Consider the following 17,781-nt stretch of genomic DNA (forward strand, 5'->3'; position numbering starts at 1 on the left):
AAGGCCGAGACCACTTCCCCGTTCGCCCATCGTGCCAAGCTGGGGCTGGGTCATTGTTTCAAGAAGAGCCTCATCGACCCCGGTCCCGCCGTCCTGAATGCGCCATTCGACACGGTTTCCACGACGCGCTGTCGAGATCACGATACGCCCCCCTCGAGGAGAAAATTTAATCGCGTTCGTGAGTAAATTGAGCAGAATTTGATAGGTCACGCTTTCAAAGTGACCACGCAGGACATGTACGGCCTCGATCCCATCGACGACGAGCACGATCTTCTTCTCTGCGATGCGTGACTCCAGCCACGGTAAGATTTTATCCAAGCAGTCCTGGAGACGAACTTCCGCCATACGCGAATCTAAAACGAGGGCCGACAAGTCCATATTCTCTACATTATTGATGATCTCTTTCGCCGAGGCTTGTGCCGTCTCGATCTGCTGAATCTCCCTTTCCGCGCCCAAACCGCGCATCTTTAAGCTGCGCAAGGCCAGTAAGGAATGCACGATAGGGGCCTTCAGGTCATGGGTCAAAATGCGAACGTAATACTCCTTCTCGGCCTTCTGGCGCTTCACATCTTGCACGCGCGACGTCCAAAAGATCGAGAACAGAAGCGAGTTCAGGACGATAATGATATAAACGGTGCTTTCGACCAAGGGGCGAACACCTTCGATCGCCATGACGTGCACACGATAACTTCCATAAAATTCGCCCATGAAAGGGTAGTAAGGGCTAAAGAAGGCGAAAAGCGACAGACCGATCGAAAGCATCAACCAACCCGGATGCCTGGGGAAGAACATCATCAGCGAAATGATGAAGATCGAAAGTGCAGACAAATTCACGCCCGAGTCCGGTCCGAGAAAGCAAACGATCCAAAGGATGGCGCCATAACTGCAAATCACCGAAGCCGCATCCAGATACAAAAATCTCACTGGGAGTCCGCGGCCCCAATAAGTCAGCCCCATTCCAAAAAACAAAAAGTTCGCCCAAAGGACGGTCCAGTCCCCTCTCAGCTTCAGATAGAAGAAGAACGAGCACCCCAAAGAAATGAGGCTCGTCGACAACATGATCAACTGTAGAAGTTCGCGCTGGATTTTTAGGGATTCGGAGTTCTCCCCACCTAAGTCGTCAACAAGATCACGCAGAGATTCAACGAATTTCCGTGGAGTCAGAGTTTTCATATTTCAATTATGAACCGGAGAAACCCTGGAGTCGAGAGTTCGAGGGCGCCCTCGAACTCTGCAAGTTGAAGGTGAGTTACGGCAGCTGACTCGCCACGGTCGCGAGATCGAAACCGATGATCGCATCGAAGTCCGAGGTCGTCGGCATCGTGGTGTTGTTCGTCACGGTCAATCCAAATCCCGACGGCGCCGTATTGATCGAGCCGCAACCCGACGAAGTCGTATCGATATCGTCGGCCAAGACGCAGCCCGCTCCCGCATCCGCTGTTCCCCCGGGAACGGTGATACCCGTCGAGACACAGGAACCCGAACTATCACGCTCAACATCGAAATACAGCGCGGTGCCATCGGTCCGGCCGAAGAAGTGGCAGAGACCATTCCAGTTGTTCACCTCGGTGGTCCCGAAGTAGTAAGACATTTCAAGTGCCGTCCGATTCGCGATCGCACGGGTCGTCGTGATGTCCGAACCCGAACGCGCGACACTCCACACTTCCGCAATATTGCCCGCGATGTCCGCCTTCGCGATCATCACCATTCCGCTCGTCGCGGAATTCGAGATCGTCCGCATCATATAAAAATGAGTCGCCGTCTTTCCGTAGGCCGCCTTCTGCGTTCCCGCCCCCCCCGAGATATTCTCCCAGCAACTGAAATAGAAATCCTCGGTGTGCCCCCCCAACGAGAACGTCGCTTTATTCGAGGCGGATGCTTCACCGGCGAAGCACTCCGGCACCGTCTCGAAGCGGGCCTCCATCGAATTAATCGTATCATCGAGTTGCTTAACGTTCCTACGGTAGTAGGTCACGCCCGAGCAACCCGCGACCCCGTTCGCTTCGCAGTCGTTAAAAAAGCGCTCCTGAATCCAGCCCTTAAATGAAGCGTAGTCAGAGATCGCCGTCATCAGACGTACCTCGCCGAACGGCATGAACGACGTCGCCGTCAACCCCGCCGGAGTGCTGTCCGCCACGATCTTGTCGATCGAAGGCATGCCACTATCAAACTTCGGCTTACTTGCATTATCGCTTTTCTGCGAACAGGCGGCGATTGCGAACACCCCCACGCACGGGACCATCCATTTCAGCGACTTCTTCAAAACCTCATGCAACATATATTACCCCTTTCGGCAAAAACAGTGTCGGAGAGCCTTACAAGCAAGTGAACTCATCAAATTTTGAGAGTCTGCGGCGAAGACCAAAGTCCAAACTTAACTAACTCTAAAGGAAAATTTTCAGTTGCATTCGACCTCGTGCTTCGGCTGCAATGACTTGATGGACTTGAACTCCCCCCCCGTAAACACAGCACGTATTCTTTGGTTCGAAGACGATGTTCGTTTCGTCGAACAGCTGCAGCCTCATCTGTCGACTCACTTTCAGATCGATCATGTCTGCGAATTCAATGAGGACGCACCTCCGTCGGATGGCTATGACGCGGCCCTGGTGGATCTTTCATTGCTGAAGGAAAATTCAAGCCAGCTCGTCGTTGAAAAATTGCGGGCGAAGGGTTTTTGCGGGGCGATTTTAGTGCTGTCGTCCGACGAAAGTGTCGCTACGAAAGTGAGATTCCTACGCCAAGGGATCAACGACTATCTCTGGAAAACCATGGAGATCCCGGAACTTCAGGCGCGCATCCAGAACGCGATTGAGCTTCAATCGTCATCTAAGCTGAGGACCCACGAAGTTTCGCGTTCGGGATTGACGCTCGATCTCGTCACTCAAAAAGCGCATCTGGGCGGACAAATATACGTCCTGACACGCGTGGAATTTCGTTTTTTGCATCTGCTGCTGACGCACCACGGCGAATTAATCCCCGTGTCCGAGCTGGCTCATAAAGTTTGGGATTTGAATTACGTCGATCGCGGTGCGCAGGATACGTTGGCATGGAAGCTCAATAAGAAACTGAACGATTGGAATCTACGAATTCGCCGCACCGGCGACATCTTCAGACTGGTCCCAAAGGACCAGCCTCACTGAAAAGCCATCAAGAGAAGTAGTAAGCGCCGATATACACGGCTTCGTTCGTCTCGGTGTCGATGATGAGAACCGCGCTGCCGTCGCTGTCGCTCGCCGACCAGTTCAGCAAGTAGACCTTCACGGTCGGGCGCTTGTTATCGAGGTACTGTGCGAGTTGCTCGACGTATTTGAAGAGCGGAGCGTATTCGGCCTCCAGCTGCGCTTTCTCGGCGGGAGTCTCGGCCTCGTTCAGGCGGTCTTTCGCGATGCCGATGACCGTCGCGAGCGCGCGCTCGGCGAACGACTGACCTTTCGAGGCTTTCGTGAACTGCGTGACCTCGATGTCGCTGAAATCGGTGTTCTGGGGCAGGATCAACGAACCGACGACCTCTTGGATCTGCTCTTTCGAGGGAACCTTATTGAAGCGCAGGGTTTCGAACTGCACGGTCGCTTGATCGTAGTCCGCGTCGTTTCCGAGGTTCGGAGCCAGCGCATTGTACTCGGCCGAGATGTCGGCCATCAGCTCGGTCTCGATTTGGTTCGGATCATTTCTCAAAGACTTCAGCGTGCAAGAAGCCGAAGCGTCTTTCGCATGACCGTACAGGCGCTTCGTGACCGACTCGACCTGCATATCGTCGCCCTTCATGATGAAGGTCATCGTGGTGGTATAGCCAAGGTCGGGCCAGCTGCGCGCGCCTTTGCGTTCGTAGGTTTCGGTGAACGTGAGCGTGTCGCCCGCGGTGACGGTCTCCCAAGTCTCGGTTCCGCCCGAGCTCGTCGCATTGTCAACGCCTTGACCTAAACGCACCGACAGATCGTCGCGGGTTTCGTTCGAGTAAGCGACGAAAGAGACGACGTTGCTTTTCGTCCATTCGCTGTAGCCCAGGTTCACGACGACCTTTTCGCCGTTTTTCAGGGAGTAAATATCGCAAGTGCCGACCGCGTAAACGCCAAACATCCGATCCACGACGGGATCGCCGTAACGGGCGTTCGAAGTTTGGGCAAAGGCCGTTAGGGACAGAGACATCACGACAAAACCGAGGGCTTTCAAAGTCATGTTGGGCTCCTAAAAGAGTGGTGTTTGCGGCCTCCGCTTACCAAGCCGATTTCACAGGGTCGTGTGAGCATTCCCTCGCTGGAAAAAATGACAGGGCATCCTCCTTGCTTAGATCCCCAGCGTCACGAACCCGGGAACAAGCCTGGCGGCGGCGGGACGACCTCCCGACGCCCCAAAACGTCCCTCGTCCAAAGCTTTGACGAGGATCTGGGCGCGCGCACGAAAGGACGAGCCGATGAAGTCGAAGCTTTTGAATCTGAGCCTGTCGTTGACCATGGTCCTGACCGCCGCTCTACACGGACCCTCGGCCCATGCGCAAAGCCTGCTCGACGACACCGTCGACCTGGGCGCGGTTTCGGGCAGCGACAACAAAGCGGGCACGATCAAACTGCCGAAGCTTCCCGATCCCCGTCCCACCATCACCGAGCCGATCAAAGAAGAGCCGAAGAAGCCCGTGACGCCCCCGGCGGCGGCCACGGCGATCAGCGCGACCCCCACCAAGCCCGGACAGATGGCCGCGGTCACGACGTCGTTCCCCGGGATCTCATGTTCGCTCGTCGACAATCGCCCGCACCAGGAAATCCTCGCGGCGATCAACAAACTTCAGGCCGCGGTCCGCCCGCCCGAAGAATGTAAGGACAACGCCGACCTCGCCCGCGCGCAACAGGACACGCAGTCGCTCGCGGCTTCGGTCGGCGCGCTGCAAGCGTATTGGGAAAATCCGGATCTGCTCGCCCAGTCGAACCAGATCACGAATTTCCAAGGCCATATGGAGACCGTCATCCGCGGCATCGAACGTCTGGGCAGCAACATCTCGTCCAACGCTTTGCTCGATAGCCAGTGCGGCCAGAAACTCACCAGCGCCGGCGACGTTTTCGTCGCGTTCACGGATCTGATCAGCGCCTTCGCGCCGTTCGCGCTCATCGGCGCGTCCATGAATCCGTCGCTGAAAGTCGCCCTTCCTTATATTTTGGGAATCACGGGCGCGGGCAGCGCCGCGAAGATCGGGAATAAAATCCTGAAAGAGCAGGCCATCGAGATCGGCCGCCCCGAAGTGCGTAACGCCGTTCTGCAAAACGTCTGCGAATACATCAAGATCAGCGAGAAAGTTCGCTTCCTGAAACTCGCGCAAAGCGGACAATTGGAAACCGTCACGCGCGAACTGCAAACGCGCGGACAGGACCGCCTGAAACATCTGTACAGCGCGCAAGGTGCGCGCGTTCGTCTGCTGATGAGCGTTCGCGACCAAGCGGCCGGCAACCTGGACAACGTCCAGAAAGAGCTCACCCGCGACGAGCGCACGATGTCGGGCGTACTCGCGCAATTGAAAGACAGTCCCCCGGCCTCTTACGTCTGTAACCTGACGAAGACCGTACTCGCACGCGCCGCGAGCGAAACCGAGTTCCCCGGTCGCGCGATCGGGAACTTCCGCCGCACGCTGGAGCTGCAAACCCAAACCTCGATGGAGCAAACGATCCTGCTCGAAAGTGAACAGAGCTTGCGCCAGGATTTCGCCGCGCAAGCGAACCTGGGCATGAACGCCGCGACCTGCGCCGAGATGGGGAATTCATACCTGACGGCGATCTCGAAAATCCTGATCCAGAATCGTGAGCTGATCCGCGAGCTGCGTTCATCGTTGAATCAAGAGCTGTCGAAGAACGATCCCGCGTTCCGTCAGTTCCTGTCGAACGAGGCCGCCGCGAAGGGCGAAGTCGAAACCGCGAAAAAGATCTCGCAGATCATGACAATGCTTTCGCAAGAAAACGCCGTCATCGACAAAGTCGAGATGCACAGCCAGATGCTGAGCCTGAAGCGCGCGCTGTTCTCACCGTCGGATTCCATGCGCTCGAGCTGGGTGAATTTCTTCGCCGTGATCGAACCTTTCGGGCTGGTGAACGAAGTCGGATCGCCCGCCTTCGAATGGCTGCGCTTCATCGAGAACCAGCAGGCGCAGATGATGAACGTCTTCAAAACCGAATTCGATCAACTGCAACACGAAGCTTACATGAGCACGCCCGCGGGCCGTGGCGATTTCTACCGCCGGGACGCGAACGGTCAGATCATGAAGGATAAATTCGGCTATCCGGTTCGTCTCGGCCAATACGAGATCAACCAGCGCTTCATCGACGACATCAAAGCGTCCCAGCAGCTGAGCGCGCTGACCGCGATCAAGATGCCGCAAGGTTCAACCGTGCAGAAGCGCGCCTGCCAGCGATTGGAAAACGTGTGGCTCGCGTGGGCGGCCGCGATGGATCATTTGGCGGCGCAAGAGTTCTTCTGCTCGCAGATCTCGAACCTGTTCGACGCGGATACCGATCGCAAACTGATCCAACGCTGCGAAGGCGTCGTGCGCATCACGGGCGAGCAAATGCGTCCTTCGGATCTGGCCGCGCAACGCACCCGCATCGCGCAGAAGGGCCAGCGCGACCAGGCGCTTTTGATCAATCAACGGATGAAGGACTTGAGCTGCGAAATGCCGAACCCGCTGCAAGCGATGTACGGGATTCAGTGAGCGGACAAACCTGACCACTCGGCGATCCGATTCGCCGAGGGGAACAGCAGGAGCTGCCCCAGGATCGTGATCCCGCAAAGGATCGCCACGGCCAAGATGTCGCCCGTATTCATGGTCATGATCAGACCCATGAGTCCCAGCGACTCCAGAACCGCCATACGGATCAAGAACGGAACCATGAACGCCGAAATCGCCTGCCCCGGACGCTTCTCTATAGGGAGCGTCGGGATATAGTGGCGATTGTACGAGATGATCCGTTGGGAGAGCCCGAAGCCCAAAGCGATGATGACGAGCGCGATCAGGATCAACATCCGCGAGCGCGGATCGTGGATGAAAGACTCCGAGATGGACTCATCCTTCACGAGCAGATAACCGACCACGATGTACATGAGCATCGAGTAAACGAGCGCGCCCCAGATGATGAGCGCGCGACGGGCACCGGGATGATTGCGGATCGCTTCCACGGAAAAACTCCCTTATTCGTCGAGGATGTAGAGCATCGGATTGCGGGGCATACCATTCACGCGCACTTCGTAGTGCAAGTGGGGTCCCGTCGAACGACCCGAGCTGCCGACGCTCGCGATGACGTCCCAACGCGAAACGCGCTGACCGACTTGAACGTAGGCTTGCGACAAGTGACCGAAGCGCGTGGTCACGCCGTAACCGTGATCGATGGTCACGAGCTTACCGTAACCGTCGTCGTAACCGGTGTAGGAAACGACGCCGTCACCGGGAGCGAAGACCGGCGAGCCGGGCGCCGCCGCGATATCGATCCCCGCGTGGAAGGCGGGCTTTCCGCTGAAGGGCGAGATGCGGTAACCGTAACGCGAAGTCGACCAACCCCGCGCGGGCCGGATGTTCGGCGTCGCCGACAAAAGGCTCTGACGTTCGGACAGGACTTCCCACAGATCGATCACGCTTTGTTCGCGGAGCGAAGTCTCTTGAATCGCTTTGTCGATACGAATCGCGAGGACCTGGTAGTCGCGACCGGGCTGGGTCGAAAGTTCGCCGCGCAACTCGTTGAGGGGCTTTTTCTGCGCGAACTCGGCGTCCTCTTTTTCCAGCTCGTGCAGCGGCGGGCGATTCGCCATGGGCTGCTCGAAGTCTTCGACCTCTTGATTCGGCGCGGGCTGGGCGCCCATCGACAAATTGAGGTTACGGTCTTCGGAATCGATGTTCGTGATCAGTTTCAGCTTCGTCGTGAAGGACTTCACGCGCTCGAGCGAGTTTTCCAGTGAGCTGACTTTACTTTCGATGACTTGCAGCTGACCGATCATCTGCGCGTTTTCGGCTTTCAAACGTTTGTTCTCGACGGATTGGGCGAGCAGTCCCACGTAGTCGACGACGCCCGCGACGATCACGAGGGCACAGATGCCCGCGACAAGTCCCAGGACCTTGATGCCATTCGCCGAAATGACCCACTTGCGCGTGGGCTCCAGCTCGTTGGTCATGACCCATAGGGTGAGTTTTTTCTTTTCCATTACGGTGTCCCCGAAAATTCTAGAAGAAGGACAACAAAAGTACGGTGACGTTGTCCTCGCCGCCCGCTTCCAACGCTCGGTTGAGAAGTTCGTTAACGGCGGCATCGCGCTCGCGCGAGCCCATGGTTTCGCTCATCAATTCGTCGCTGATCATTCCCGAAAGTCCGTCTGAACACAAAATGAACTGATCGCCTTTTTGCAGAGGACGCTCTAAAACGTCGGGCATGACTTCGCGCTCATAACCGACGCTACGCGTAATCACGTTTCTGCCTACGAATTGTTTCACTTGGTCTTCGCGGATGAGTCCGGCGCGCAGCTGCTCGTTCACCAGCGAGTGATCTTCCGTCACCTGCCACAAGTGCGGTTTGCGGTACAGATAAGCCCGCGAATCGCCGACGTTTCCGATGAACAAAGAATTGCCCTGGTGGTACGCCATGACCATGGTCGTGCCCATTCCCGACAGCTGAGTTTCGCGGGCGGCGCGGTCGAAAATGCGGTGGCTGGACTCTTCGTAAGCTTTTTGGATGAGGTCCCGGGGAGTCATCCCGCGGTTGCGGAACTCCGAGACCACGTACTCCACGCTCTGGACCGCGAGCTGGCTGGCGACCTCGCCGCCGGAGTGCCCGCCCATGCCGTCGGCCACGACAAAGAGGCCGATCTCTTTATTGATCAGAAAGCTATCCTGATTGGATTCACGGCGAAGGCCCTTGTCCGTCCGGCACCAGACGTCGAATTTCAAACTCACAAATCCCAGCGTAGGTGGTTCCGCACCGGACATCAAGCATTTGGGCGACTGGACCAATGTCGGTTCGCTGGGCGCTCACGTCCGACGGTTTGCGTATCGAAAAGTTGTCCCAAAAATTGTCGTCGAAATTTCATCGATTTTGACTCGAAATCCACGCGGGTTCTGCCGATCAAGGAAGTGATGAAGACGTTTTCCCTCTCGCGCACCCAAAAAGCCATCCTTCTGTCGCTGGCTTTGCACTTGCTGTTGGTCCTGACCGTTTACGTGTCGGGCCTGCAAACCGAGCCGGCGCGGGAAGTGATCACGATGGAGATCGTCGAGACGCCCCCGCCCGCCGCCCCGGCGGTCGCGGAACCCACGGAAAAAGTCCAAGCGAAGAAACCGCAGCCGAAAGACGATACCCAAAAAATCGTCGACCAAGCGGACAAAGCTTTGAACGACGAGATCGATCCGAACGCGCGCTTTCTTTCGAAAAACAATCAGCGCGTGGAAAAACAGACCGTGGCGAAAAATCGCGGTGAATTCCAAAACCGCGCCACCCAAGGACCGCAAGGTAAAGAGGGCTCCGACAAACCCGCGAATCCGATGGACCGTTTTCTTCCGCAATTCGACGCCGTGAAAGCGGTCGCCGATCATGCGGAACGTGAAAAGCAATACGAAGAAGACGCGGAAGCGCTGATGGCGCAAGCGCAGAAACAGAAGAAGGCCGAGGTCGCCGAAGCCCAAGCGAAACGCGATGCGGGCACGGGAAACGACTCCACCAAAGGCAGCGACACCAGTCAGACCCTCGATTACATCAAAGATTTGGATCCGGGACTCGAAACGCTTTTGAGCTCGAAGGAATTCAAATTCTATACGTACTTCTCGCGCGTGCGGACGCAGCTGAATCAGCATTGGACGCCCAAAGTCCGCTCGAAAGTCAGCCAGATGTACAAAAAGGGCCGCCGAATCGCCGCCAGCGACGACATGATCACGCGCTGCTTGGTCACGCTGGATCGCTCGGGCAAACTCGTCAAAGTTCAAATCATCGGCAATTCCGGCGTCATCGAGCTGGATGAAGCCGCCGTCGAGGCGTTCCGCTCTGCGGCGCCCTTCCCGAATCCCCCGTCTGGCATGGTCGACGGCGATGGGACGATCAAAATCCGCTGGGATTTCATTCTCGAGGCCTAATCCTCTGCGCCACATAGGGCGATTTGCTTTGGCGCCAGCCTTCCCTTCGAGTAATTATTCGACTTTCGATTCCGCACCTGTGAGGAGTAACGCAAATGGCAAAGACCACCCCGACTTCGAATCTTGAGTCTCAACGCGAGGTTTTGGAAAGCATCGCCCGTCGCGCGCACTACCTGGCGACCCAGATGATTTACCAAGCCAATCACCGCGACGACAAAGAAAAGGGCGACCCCAAAGTCGGTGGTCACGTTTCGGCGAGCGCCTCGGCGCTGCACATCCTGGGCGCGCTTCACCTGGTCACGCGCACCGGTTTCGACCACATCGCGAACAAACCGCACGCCTCGCCCTCGGATCACGCTTACCACTACCTGCTCGATCTGTTCTTGAATCAAGACCTGTCGAAGGTTTCGCTCGAAGACGCGAACACCGCAATGATGGGGCTGCGCAAGTTCTCGCAAAATGGCGAGCCCGTGTTCCAATCCTATCACTCGGCCTATGATTCGGATCACCACAACTTCTTCCCCTCGGGCACCGTCGGCATCCCGCCGGTCAACGCCGGCTACCTGGCGCTCGCTTACCGTTACGCGAAAGATCACGGCTACAACGTGCCCGACGCGCACTTCTGGGCGATCATCGGCGACTCCGAGTTCCGTGAAGGCTCGCTCTTCGAGGCGATCCCCGATTTCGCCGAGCGCGAGCTCGGGAACCTGACCTGGATCGTCGACTACAACCGCCAGTCGCTGGACGGTCACCGCATCTCGAACAAAAAGATCATGGATGGATCGGATGCCGACCGCATCGAGCGCACCATGCGCGCGAACGGCTGGGACGTGATCCAGGTCCGTCACGGCGCCCTTCGCCAAGCCCTGTTCAAGAAACCGGGCGGCGACGCCTACCAGAATTTCCTCGAGAACGAACTCGAGGATTACGAACTGCAAGCGCTGCTGCTCGTCCAGGACATGAAGGCGCTGAAAAAAGGCATCGCGAAAGAGCACGCGAACATGAAGAAGTTCCTCGACTCCGTTTCGGACGAAGAGCTTTACAAATCGCTGCGCGACTTCGGCGCGCACGACATGATCATCATGGCGAACGCGCTCGAAGAATCGAAAAAGAATCCGCGTAAACCCACGCTCATCGTCGCGCACACATTGAAGGGCTGGAACCTGAAGATGGCCGCGGCGCCCGGGAACCACTCGGCGCTCCTGCAAGACGAAGAGATGGAAGAGCTGCGCAAACGCCAGGGCATCACCGGCGACGCTTTGTTCGCGCGTTTCGACGCGAAATCGGCGGAAGGCAAATACCTGAAAGAGCGCGGCGAAAAGCTCTACTCCGAGATCAAAGCGCAGAACCAGCTGCGCGCCGAGAACGAAGAGTTCTTCCGGCAAAAGCTCGGTGAGTTCGGCGAAATTCCGCCGAGCCTCGAGATCTCGACCAAAATGGCGAGCTATCCCCACACGCAGTGGATGCTGGGACAGTTGACCGCGAAGCTGACCCGGATCGCGAATACGCCGCTCAACGAAAAAGAACTGAAGCAAGGCCAGAAGGCCCTGCCCGATTCCGAAAAGCCGTGGAAGACGCCCGGCGAGCTGCTGGTTTCGATGGCGCCCGACGTGGGAACTTCGACGAACCTGAACCCCGCGATGGACGGAAAGATCTTCGGCGCCCCCGTGGTGCAGGACTTCGAGGCAGACCTCGGCGTGAAGGACAACAAACTTCCCGACCTCGTTCCCGGCGAAGACCCTTCGGATCGTTACATCCGTTTCGAGATCGCGGAAGCGAACGTCATGTCCTGCGTGGGCAGCTTCGGTCGCCTGCGTGACACGCTCGGCATCCCGATCATGCCTTTGATGACCGTCTACGACTTCTTCATCAAACGCGCGCTGGATCAGTACTTCTACAACCTGTATTGGAAATCGAGCTTCATCCTGGTGGGAACGCCCTCGGGCGTGACCCTGTCGCCGGAAGGCGCGCAGCACGGCTGGAAGTCGGACATTCAGATCCCGAACCAGATCACGTGGGAACCTTTCTTCTGCCAAGAGCTCGACTGGATTTTGTCGGACGCGGTGAAACGCCACATGACCTACGACAACGTGGGACGTAACGGCGTTCTGATCCGCGGCGTGACCCGCGGCGTGGAGCAGAAGGACATGATGCTGCACTTGAAACGCCAACTGCGTTTCAAACAGGATCAGTCCCAAGCCTTGGGCCGTGCGGAGTTCCTGCTGAACGGCGCCGCGAACGAAGCGGACGTTCCGGCGGTGGACGAAGCGACGATCCTGTCGACCTTGCGTGAAGAAGTGCTCGCGGGCGCCTACTACTTGGTGGATTACCGCGGCTACGCGGGCTACGAGCCCGGCGACAACGTCGTGAACGTCTTCGCCATGGGTTCGATGTGCACCGAAGCGCTGAAGGCGTCCGAGGCGCTCCTCGCCCACGGCATTTACGCGAACGTCATCGTCGTGACCTCGTCGGATCTGCTGTGCGGAATCCAGGCTCACGAAAACGACTACGCTTACCTGAAAAACAATTTGGGCGTGAACGGCGATCTGATCGCGCATCCGACCGAACAGCTGAACGGACACGAGTTCGTGACCGTCGCCGGTCGCCGCGTGCCGATCGTCAGCGTCGCGGATGGCGAAGCGGGTCTGCTCGACAACTTGGGCTCCATCGTCGGCGTGAAACAAGAGTCGCTCGCGGTGCGCAAGCACTCGAAGTGCGGACGCCCGAAAGACGTCTACGCGTATCACCACATCGATGCGGCGGCGGTCGTGGAAGCCTGCGGTAAAGTCCTCAGCGAAACGGCTTTGGAAAACGTGCAGGTCAGCCAGGCTGTGCTCGGCGAAGTTCGCGCGGCGGCGGGACAAAATCCCGGCCAGTGGACCGACCTGTGGCCCCAGCGCGCCGAGAATCAGCACTAATGTTGTCCCTCAGTTTCGGAGCCGAGTTTCATCCGGCTCCGAAAAAGCTCTATCAAGAAACGATCCTGTTCATCCCGTTTTACGGCGGGAAGAAACCGCAGATCCGTCGTCATGTGGAGTTCGCGAATGAGCTTGGCTTCGACGCGGTCGACGTCGAGATGGACACGAGCGTCCTCGGCTTTCCGAACCGCGTGATCTCGTCGCAACGCGGTCTCGGCTACAAACACGTCTGGGCCGATCAGGTCGAGCAGCTCTTGAACGAGATCCCCGGACGTAAAATCGTGTTCGCTTTTTCGAACCCCAGCTCGGGCGCGATCGAAGCCTTAGGGCGTCGCCGCGCGGTCGACGTCGCGGCCCTGATCTGCGACGGCGGTCCCACCGCGCGCTACTGGGATTCCCTCGTGAAATACTACACCAGCGAAACGCCACTCCCGATCTTGCCGGCACGCTGGGCGGCCGCGACGCTGCTCACGCCGCTGTGGTCGTTGAACGCGCGCGGAACCCTGGCCGAGGATTTGGCGAAGCTGCCGCAGGGATTTCCGGTCTTGTCGATTCGCGGCTGGAAGGATCACCTGATCCCGCCGAAACACATCGACGAGGTCTTCGAGCCCCATTTGAATTTGAACTGGCGTAAATTGAGCCTACCCGAAGCGGGTCACCTGAACGGTCTGCGCGACTTTCCCGAGGACTACATCCCGCCCGTCCGCGACTTCCTCATCGAAGTCGCGCGGCCGGTTTAGCGATCTTCATTCGCCTGGTCTACTGGGCGATCTTCATTCGCCTTTAAAAACAAGTTTTCCCGATTTGCCTTTGCAGGAGCCGAAAGGGGTCAGGTCCGTTCCGCTGAGCTCCAAGGTCTCGTCGGTGCGCGCGGCTTCGAAACGGTTCAGCACGTAAGTCGGCATGGCGCCCGAGCACGCGGTCCAGCTACCGCTCGCGAACTCCGCCGACAGGATGTTGCCGTCCATCTGCACGATGCCTTCGATGGTGATCTCGCAACCGTCTTTCACCAGCACCGCGCTGATCAGGTCGCCGCTGATCGAAAGGCCGACGGTCTCGTAACGCTTCTCGCCCATGGTGCCGTCATCGCAAGGCACGGAATCAAGAGTCCAATCGCCGTCGACATCGACGGGCGCATTCGCCCAAGAGATTGCGGGAAGGGTCAGCAGAGCCAAAATCCAGACGCGGAAACGCATGAAAATGTCCTTTCGATTTGCAAACGTACCGATTCGGCAATGACTCGAAAGGATTGGCAACAAAAATCAGAAGCCTCTGCTGCCCCCTGCGACACCAAAATCAAGGAGTGAGCGAAAAGAATAGAAGTTTCCCATTTCTGCGAGGCACGGCCCTCCAGGCCTCGCCGCAGATGAATACGCCATCCTGGCGCTGCGGAGGCCTCCCATAAATGGGAAACTTCTATTCTTTTCGCTCAGCCGAAATCTGGTTTTCGCAGGGGGCAGCAGAAGCTTCAGAACAGCTTGCGCGAGACGGCCATCCCGTCGGAGCTCGGGATCATGAAAGTCTCGTAACGAGCGGGCGTCATGACACGCGCAAGGTAGCCACGCATGACCTGCACTTGCTTCGCCGAAAAGCGATCATCGCCTTCTTGCTGAGCATCGGGCTGAAAGACCGCGCCGCGCAGAAAGACGTTGTCCGCGACGACGAGCGCGCCGGAACGAAGGTTCTTTTCGGCCCAATCCAGATCGTTTTGGTATTCGGCTTTCGCGCCGTCCAGAAAGATTCCGTCGAAAGGACCGAGGGATTCGAGCGTCGCTTTGGCCGCGCGCGAGTCGCCCTCCACCAAGTGCAGACGCCCGCTGAGCTCCGGGGCGGCGAACAGCTCTTTCAAGAAGCGGCAACGATCGGGCGACTTCTCGATCGTCCACACCTCACTGCCCTCCGCGAGCGTAGAGAGAAGGCACAGCGCCGAATAGCCGGTCAGCGCACCGACCTCCACCCATTTCGCGGGTTTCAGATGCGCGCCCGTGAGCTTCAATGCTTGCGCGAACATCGCCATCTCGGCTTCGCCCAGCGACATGAAGCCGACCTCGGTGCGCGCGGCTTCTTCTTTCGCCCGCCGCATGAGGTCCGGAAACCGCCAGGGCTGAGGGAAATCCTGATGAAACTGCGCGATCAAATCGGAAGTGACACGGTCCATGGGCGCACAGTAGCCTCCCTGGCTAGGATGATCAAACACCTCGTCTTCGATTTGGACGGCACTTTGGCCGACACCCTGCCCGAAATCCATGCGACGGCCGACGCCTTGGCGGTCGCACGGGGCTTTCGCCGTCCGACACTTGAGGAAACCCGCCACGGCATCGGTTACGGCGGACGGACTCTGCTCTGCAATCTGTTCGGTTTCCAGAAGAACTCGCCCGAGCTCCAAGCCGCCTATGACGAGTTCCTCGGTTTTTATGACGAAATCTCTGGGACGACCGCGACACTTTATCCGGGTGTCGATCAATTTTTACGAGAATGGCGCGGCGGTCTTTCCATCATCACGAATAAGCCCGGCAAACCCGCCGCGAAAGTCATCCGTTTCACGGGACTCGATGCGCACCCTTGGTCGGTCGTCATCCACGGCGAAAGTTTCCCGAAGAAAAAACCCGACGCGCTTCCTTTCACCGAGTGCTTTCAGCGCGTCGGCGTGGCGCCCGAAGAGGTCCTCGTCATCGGCGACAGCGATGCTGACGTTTTAGGAGCCCAGGCCTGTGGCGCGAAGTCCTTGGCCGTCAGCTTCGGGTATATGAACTTGCCCGAGCTCGAGGCCCTGAGACCTGACGGCATCCTCCATCGTTACGAGGATCTTCCGGGTGAAATTCGGCGCCTCTCGCGGTAAGAATTCTCGGTTTTTATAAGGCTCATAACGCCCCGCCAAGATTCTGCCTAAAATGAGCGCAAACGCCCTCCCTATTCTTTGACTTGGCCCCCGGGAAATTGCAGTCTGCCGCGCATGACTAAAGCCTCGCCGAACCTGATTGATGTTAAAAACCTGTCCATCGATTTTGCGACCGAAAACGGTCTCGTGAAAGCGGTGAGGAACGTCTCGTTCAGCATTCCGCGCGGCAAGACCCTGTCGATCGTCGGCGAGTCGGGTTCGGGAAAGTCCGTCACCTCGCTCGCGCTCATGCGTCTTTTGCCTTCGCCCCCGGCGCTCATCCGCAGCGGCGAAGTTCTGCTCGACGGCGAAAATTTGCTCAACGTCAGCGAGTCGCGCATGTGCGACATCCGCGGCAAAAAAATGTCGATGATCTTCCAAGAGCCGATGACCTCGCTGAACCCGGTTTATTCGATCGGCAATCAGCTCGTCGAAACTTTGATTCAGCACGAAAAGATGACGAAGAAGGAAGCTTGGGCGCGTGGCATCGAGCTGCTCCACAACGTCGGCATTCCGAAGCCGCAAGAACGCATGGAGTGGTATCCCCACCATATGTCCGGTGGACAGCGCCAGCGCGCGATGATCGCGATGGCGATCGCCTGCAATCCCAGCCTGCTGATCGCCGATGAGCCGACGACCGCGCTCGACGTGACGATCCAGAAACAGATCCTGAAGCTGCTGGCGGACCTGCAACAGCAGTACAACATGAGCCTGCTCTTCATCACCCATGACTTGGGTGTCGTCGCGGACATCGCGGATGAAGCGCTCGTCATGTACCGCGGTGAAATTGTCGAGCAAGGCAAAACCGCGAAGCTCTTCAACCAGCCCGAGCATCCCTACACCAAGGGGCTGCTGGCGTGCCGTCCGGCGCTCGACAAAAACCCCGAACGTTTGCCCGTCCTCGCGGACTTCATGAACGACGACGGCAGCGAAAAGACTGCGCGCGAAACTCGTCTGGAAGTGAAATCGAAAGCCGAAAAACCCAAAGACGAGGGCTCCACCCTGCTGCAAGTGCGCGGCGTGAAAACGCTCTTCCCCGCGAAGCACGGCTTCTGGGGCAACGTGAAGTCGTACACTCACGCCGTCGACGGCGTCGATCTCGACATCAAGAAAGGCCGCACACTCGGCCTGGTCGGCGAATCGGGTTGCGGCAAGACCACGCTCGGTCGCTCGATCCTGCGCTTGATCGAACCCACCGAGGGCGAAATCATCTACAACGGCACCGACGTCACGAAGCTCTCGAAGACCGACATGCGCGAAATGCGCCGGAAGATGCAGATCGTCTTCCAAGATCCCTTCGCTTCGCTGAACCCGCGGATGTCGATCGCCTCGATCCTGAAAGAGCCGCTCGAGATCCACAAAATCGGCGACGGCGAAAGCGAGCGCACCGACCGCGTCGCGGAGCTGATGCGTGTCGTGGGTCTCAAACCCGAAATGCTGAGCCGTTATCCGCACGAGTTTTCGGGCGGGCAGAAACAGCGGATCGGCATCGCGCGCGCGCTCGCGGTGAACCCCGAATTCATCATCTGTGACGAGTCCGTGTCGGCGCTCGACGTCTCGATCCAGGCGCAGATCCTGAACTTGTTCCTGGATCTGCAAGAGCAGTTCAACCTGACCTACGTTTTCATTTCCCACGATCTCGCGGTCGTGAAGTTCATCGCCGACGAAGTCGCCGTTATGTACAACGGCAAGATCGTCGAGCGAAACACCGCGCTCGGCATTTATGAAAATCCGCAGGATCCCTACACCAAGAAGCTCCTCGACGCGATTCCGAAGGGGATCCCGAAGGATCTGCTCTCGCACTAATCCCGTCACAGATTTTTCAAGGCGCTGTCTAACTTTCCGCGAGGTGAACTCGCGGTGATTGACAGCGCGGGCGCCAACTCGAAAAGGGCGCGCGA

Annotated in this window: 15 protein-coding genes; 7 read left to right on the forward strand and 8 right to left on the reverse strand. The window is 58.0% G+C overall.

Annotated features, from left to right (window positions below):
* Both KF767_02730 and KF767_02735 read right to left on the reverse strand, forming a co-directional pair.
* Positions 1–1,173 (reverse strand): HAMP domain-containing histidine kinase (locus KF767_02730; protein MBX3016779.1); only part of this gene is annotated, 1,173 nt, incomplete at its 3' end.
* Positions 1,174–1,249: 76 nt separating this feature from the next.
* Positions 1,250–2,158, reverse strand: a complete 909-nt coding sequence (locus KF767_02735) for a hypothetical protein (protein ID MBX3016780.1) — start codon at positions 2,156–2,158, stop codon at positions 1,250–1,252.
* 244 nt (positions 2,159–2,402) lie between these two features.
* On the opposite strand from KF767_02735, the gene KF767_02740 reads away from it, so the two are divergent.
* Positions 2,403–3,140, forward strand: a complete 738-nt coding sequence (locus tag KF767_02740; GenBank protein MBX3016781.1) for a response regulator transcription factor — start codon at positions 2,403–2,405, stop codon at positions 3,138–3,140.
* 7 nt (positions 3,141–3,147) lie between these two features.
* On the opposite strand, the gene KF767_02745 is transcribed toward KF767_02740, so the two are convergent.
* Positions 3,148–4,176, reverse strand: a complete 1,029-nt coding sequence (locus KF767_02745) for a hypothetical protein (GenBank protein ID MBX3016782.1) — start codon at positions 4,174–4,176, stop codon at positions 3,148–3,150.
* Between the two features lie 235 nt (positions 4,177–4,411).
* Here KF767_02745 and KF767_02750 point away from each other — a divergent pair, with 235 nt between their 5' ends.
* Entirely contained in the window at positions 4,412–6,688 is a 2,277-nt protein-coding gene (locus KF767_02750; protein ID MBX3016783.1) for a hypothetical protein, read from the forward strand.
* Here the strand turns inward: KF767_02750 and KF767_02755 are convergent.
* From KF767_02755 to KF767_02765, 3 genes are read right to left on the reverse strand one after another with little or no spacing between them, the layout of a single operon-like run.
* Complete coding sequence (locus KF767_02755; GenBank protein MBX3016784.1) at positions 6,682–7,152, reverse strand: hypothetical protein; 471 nt, start codon at positions 7,150–7,152, stop codon at positions 6,682–6,684. The two genes, KF767_02750 and KF767_02755, sit on opposite strands and share 7 nt — an antisense overlap.
* A gap of 12 nt (positions 7,153–7,164) precedes the next feature.
* Entirely contained in the window at positions 7,165–8,169 is a 1,005-nt protein-coding gene (locus KF767_02760; GenBank protein MBX3016785.1) for a M23 family metallopeptidase, read from the reverse strand.
* Between the two features lie 19 nt (positions 8,170–8,188).
* Entirely contained in the window at positions 8,189–8,947 is a 759-nt protein-coding gene (locus tag KF767_02765; protein ID MBX3016786.1) for a Stp1/IreP family PP2C-type Ser/Thr phosphatase, read from the reverse strand.
* A gap of 147 nt (positions 8,948–9,094) precedes the next feature.
* On the opposite strand from KF767_02765, the gene KF767_02770 reads away from it, so the two are divergent.
* The 3 genes from KF767_02770 (at position 9,095) to KF767_02780 (ending at position 13,742) form a co-directional block, all read left to right on the forward strand.
* Positions 9,095–10,084, forward strand: a complete 990-nt coding sequence (locus tag KF767_02770; GenBank protein ID MBX3016787.1) for an energy transducer TonB — start codon at positions 9,095–9,097, stop codon at positions 10,082–10,084.
* A 185-nt stretch (positions 10,085–10,269) separates the two neighbouring features.
* Complete coding sequence (locus KF767_02775; protein ID MBX3016788.1) at positions 10,270–13,002, forward strand: pyruvate dehydrogenase; 2,733 nt, start codon at positions 10,270–10,272, stop codon at positions 13,000–13,002.
* Positions 13,002–13,742, forward strand: a complete 741-nt coding sequence (locus KF767_02780) for an alpha/beta hydrolase (GenBank protein MBX3016789.1) — start codon at positions 13,002–13,004, stop codon at positions 13,740–13,742. Before KF767_02775 ends, KF767_02780 begins: the two co-directional genes overlap by 1 nt.
* A gap of 33 nt (positions 13,743–13,775) precedes the next feature.
* On the opposite strand, the gene KF767_02785 is transcribed toward KF767_02780, so the two are convergent.
* Complete coding sequence (locus KF767_02785; protein MBX3016790.1) at positions 13,776–14,198, reverse strand: hypothetical protein; 423 nt, start codon at positions 14,196–14,198, stop codon at positions 13,776–13,778.
* Between the two features lie 272 nt (positions 14,199–14,470).
* Positions 14,471–15,160 carry a class I SAM-dependent methyltransferase gene (locus tag KF767_02790; protein MBX3016791.1) on the reverse strand — a complete coding sequence of 230 codons (690 nt, stop codon included), beginning with the start codon at positions 15,158–15,160 and terminating at the stop codon, positions 14,471–14,473.
* 27 nt (positions 15,161–15,187) lie between these two features.
* On the opposite strand from KF767_02790, the gene KF767_02795 reads away from it, so the two are divergent.
* Both KF767_02795 and KF767_02800 read left to right on the forward strand, forming a co-directional pair.
* On the forward strand, positions 15,188–15,841 hold the full coding sequence (locus KF767_02795; GenBank protein MBX3016792.1) for an HAD-IA family hydrolase: 654 nt from the start codon (positions 15,188–15,190) through the stop codon (positions 15,839–15,841).
* Between the two features lie 114 nt (positions 15,842–15,955).
* Positions 15,956–17,686 carry an ABC transporter ATP-binding protein gene (locus KF767_02800; GenBank protein MBX3016793.1) on the forward strand — a complete coding sequence of 577 codons (1,731 nt, stop codon included), beginning with the start codon at positions 15,956–15,958 and terminating at the stop codon, positions 17,684–17,686.
* Positions 17,687–17,781: the final 95 nt, after the last annotated feature.

It is taken from the genome of Pseudobdellovibrionaceae bacterium (assembly GCA_019637875.1).
Lineage (GTDB): Bacteria > Bdellovibrionota > Bdellovibrionia > Bdellovibrionales > Bdellovibrionaceae > JAHBUW01.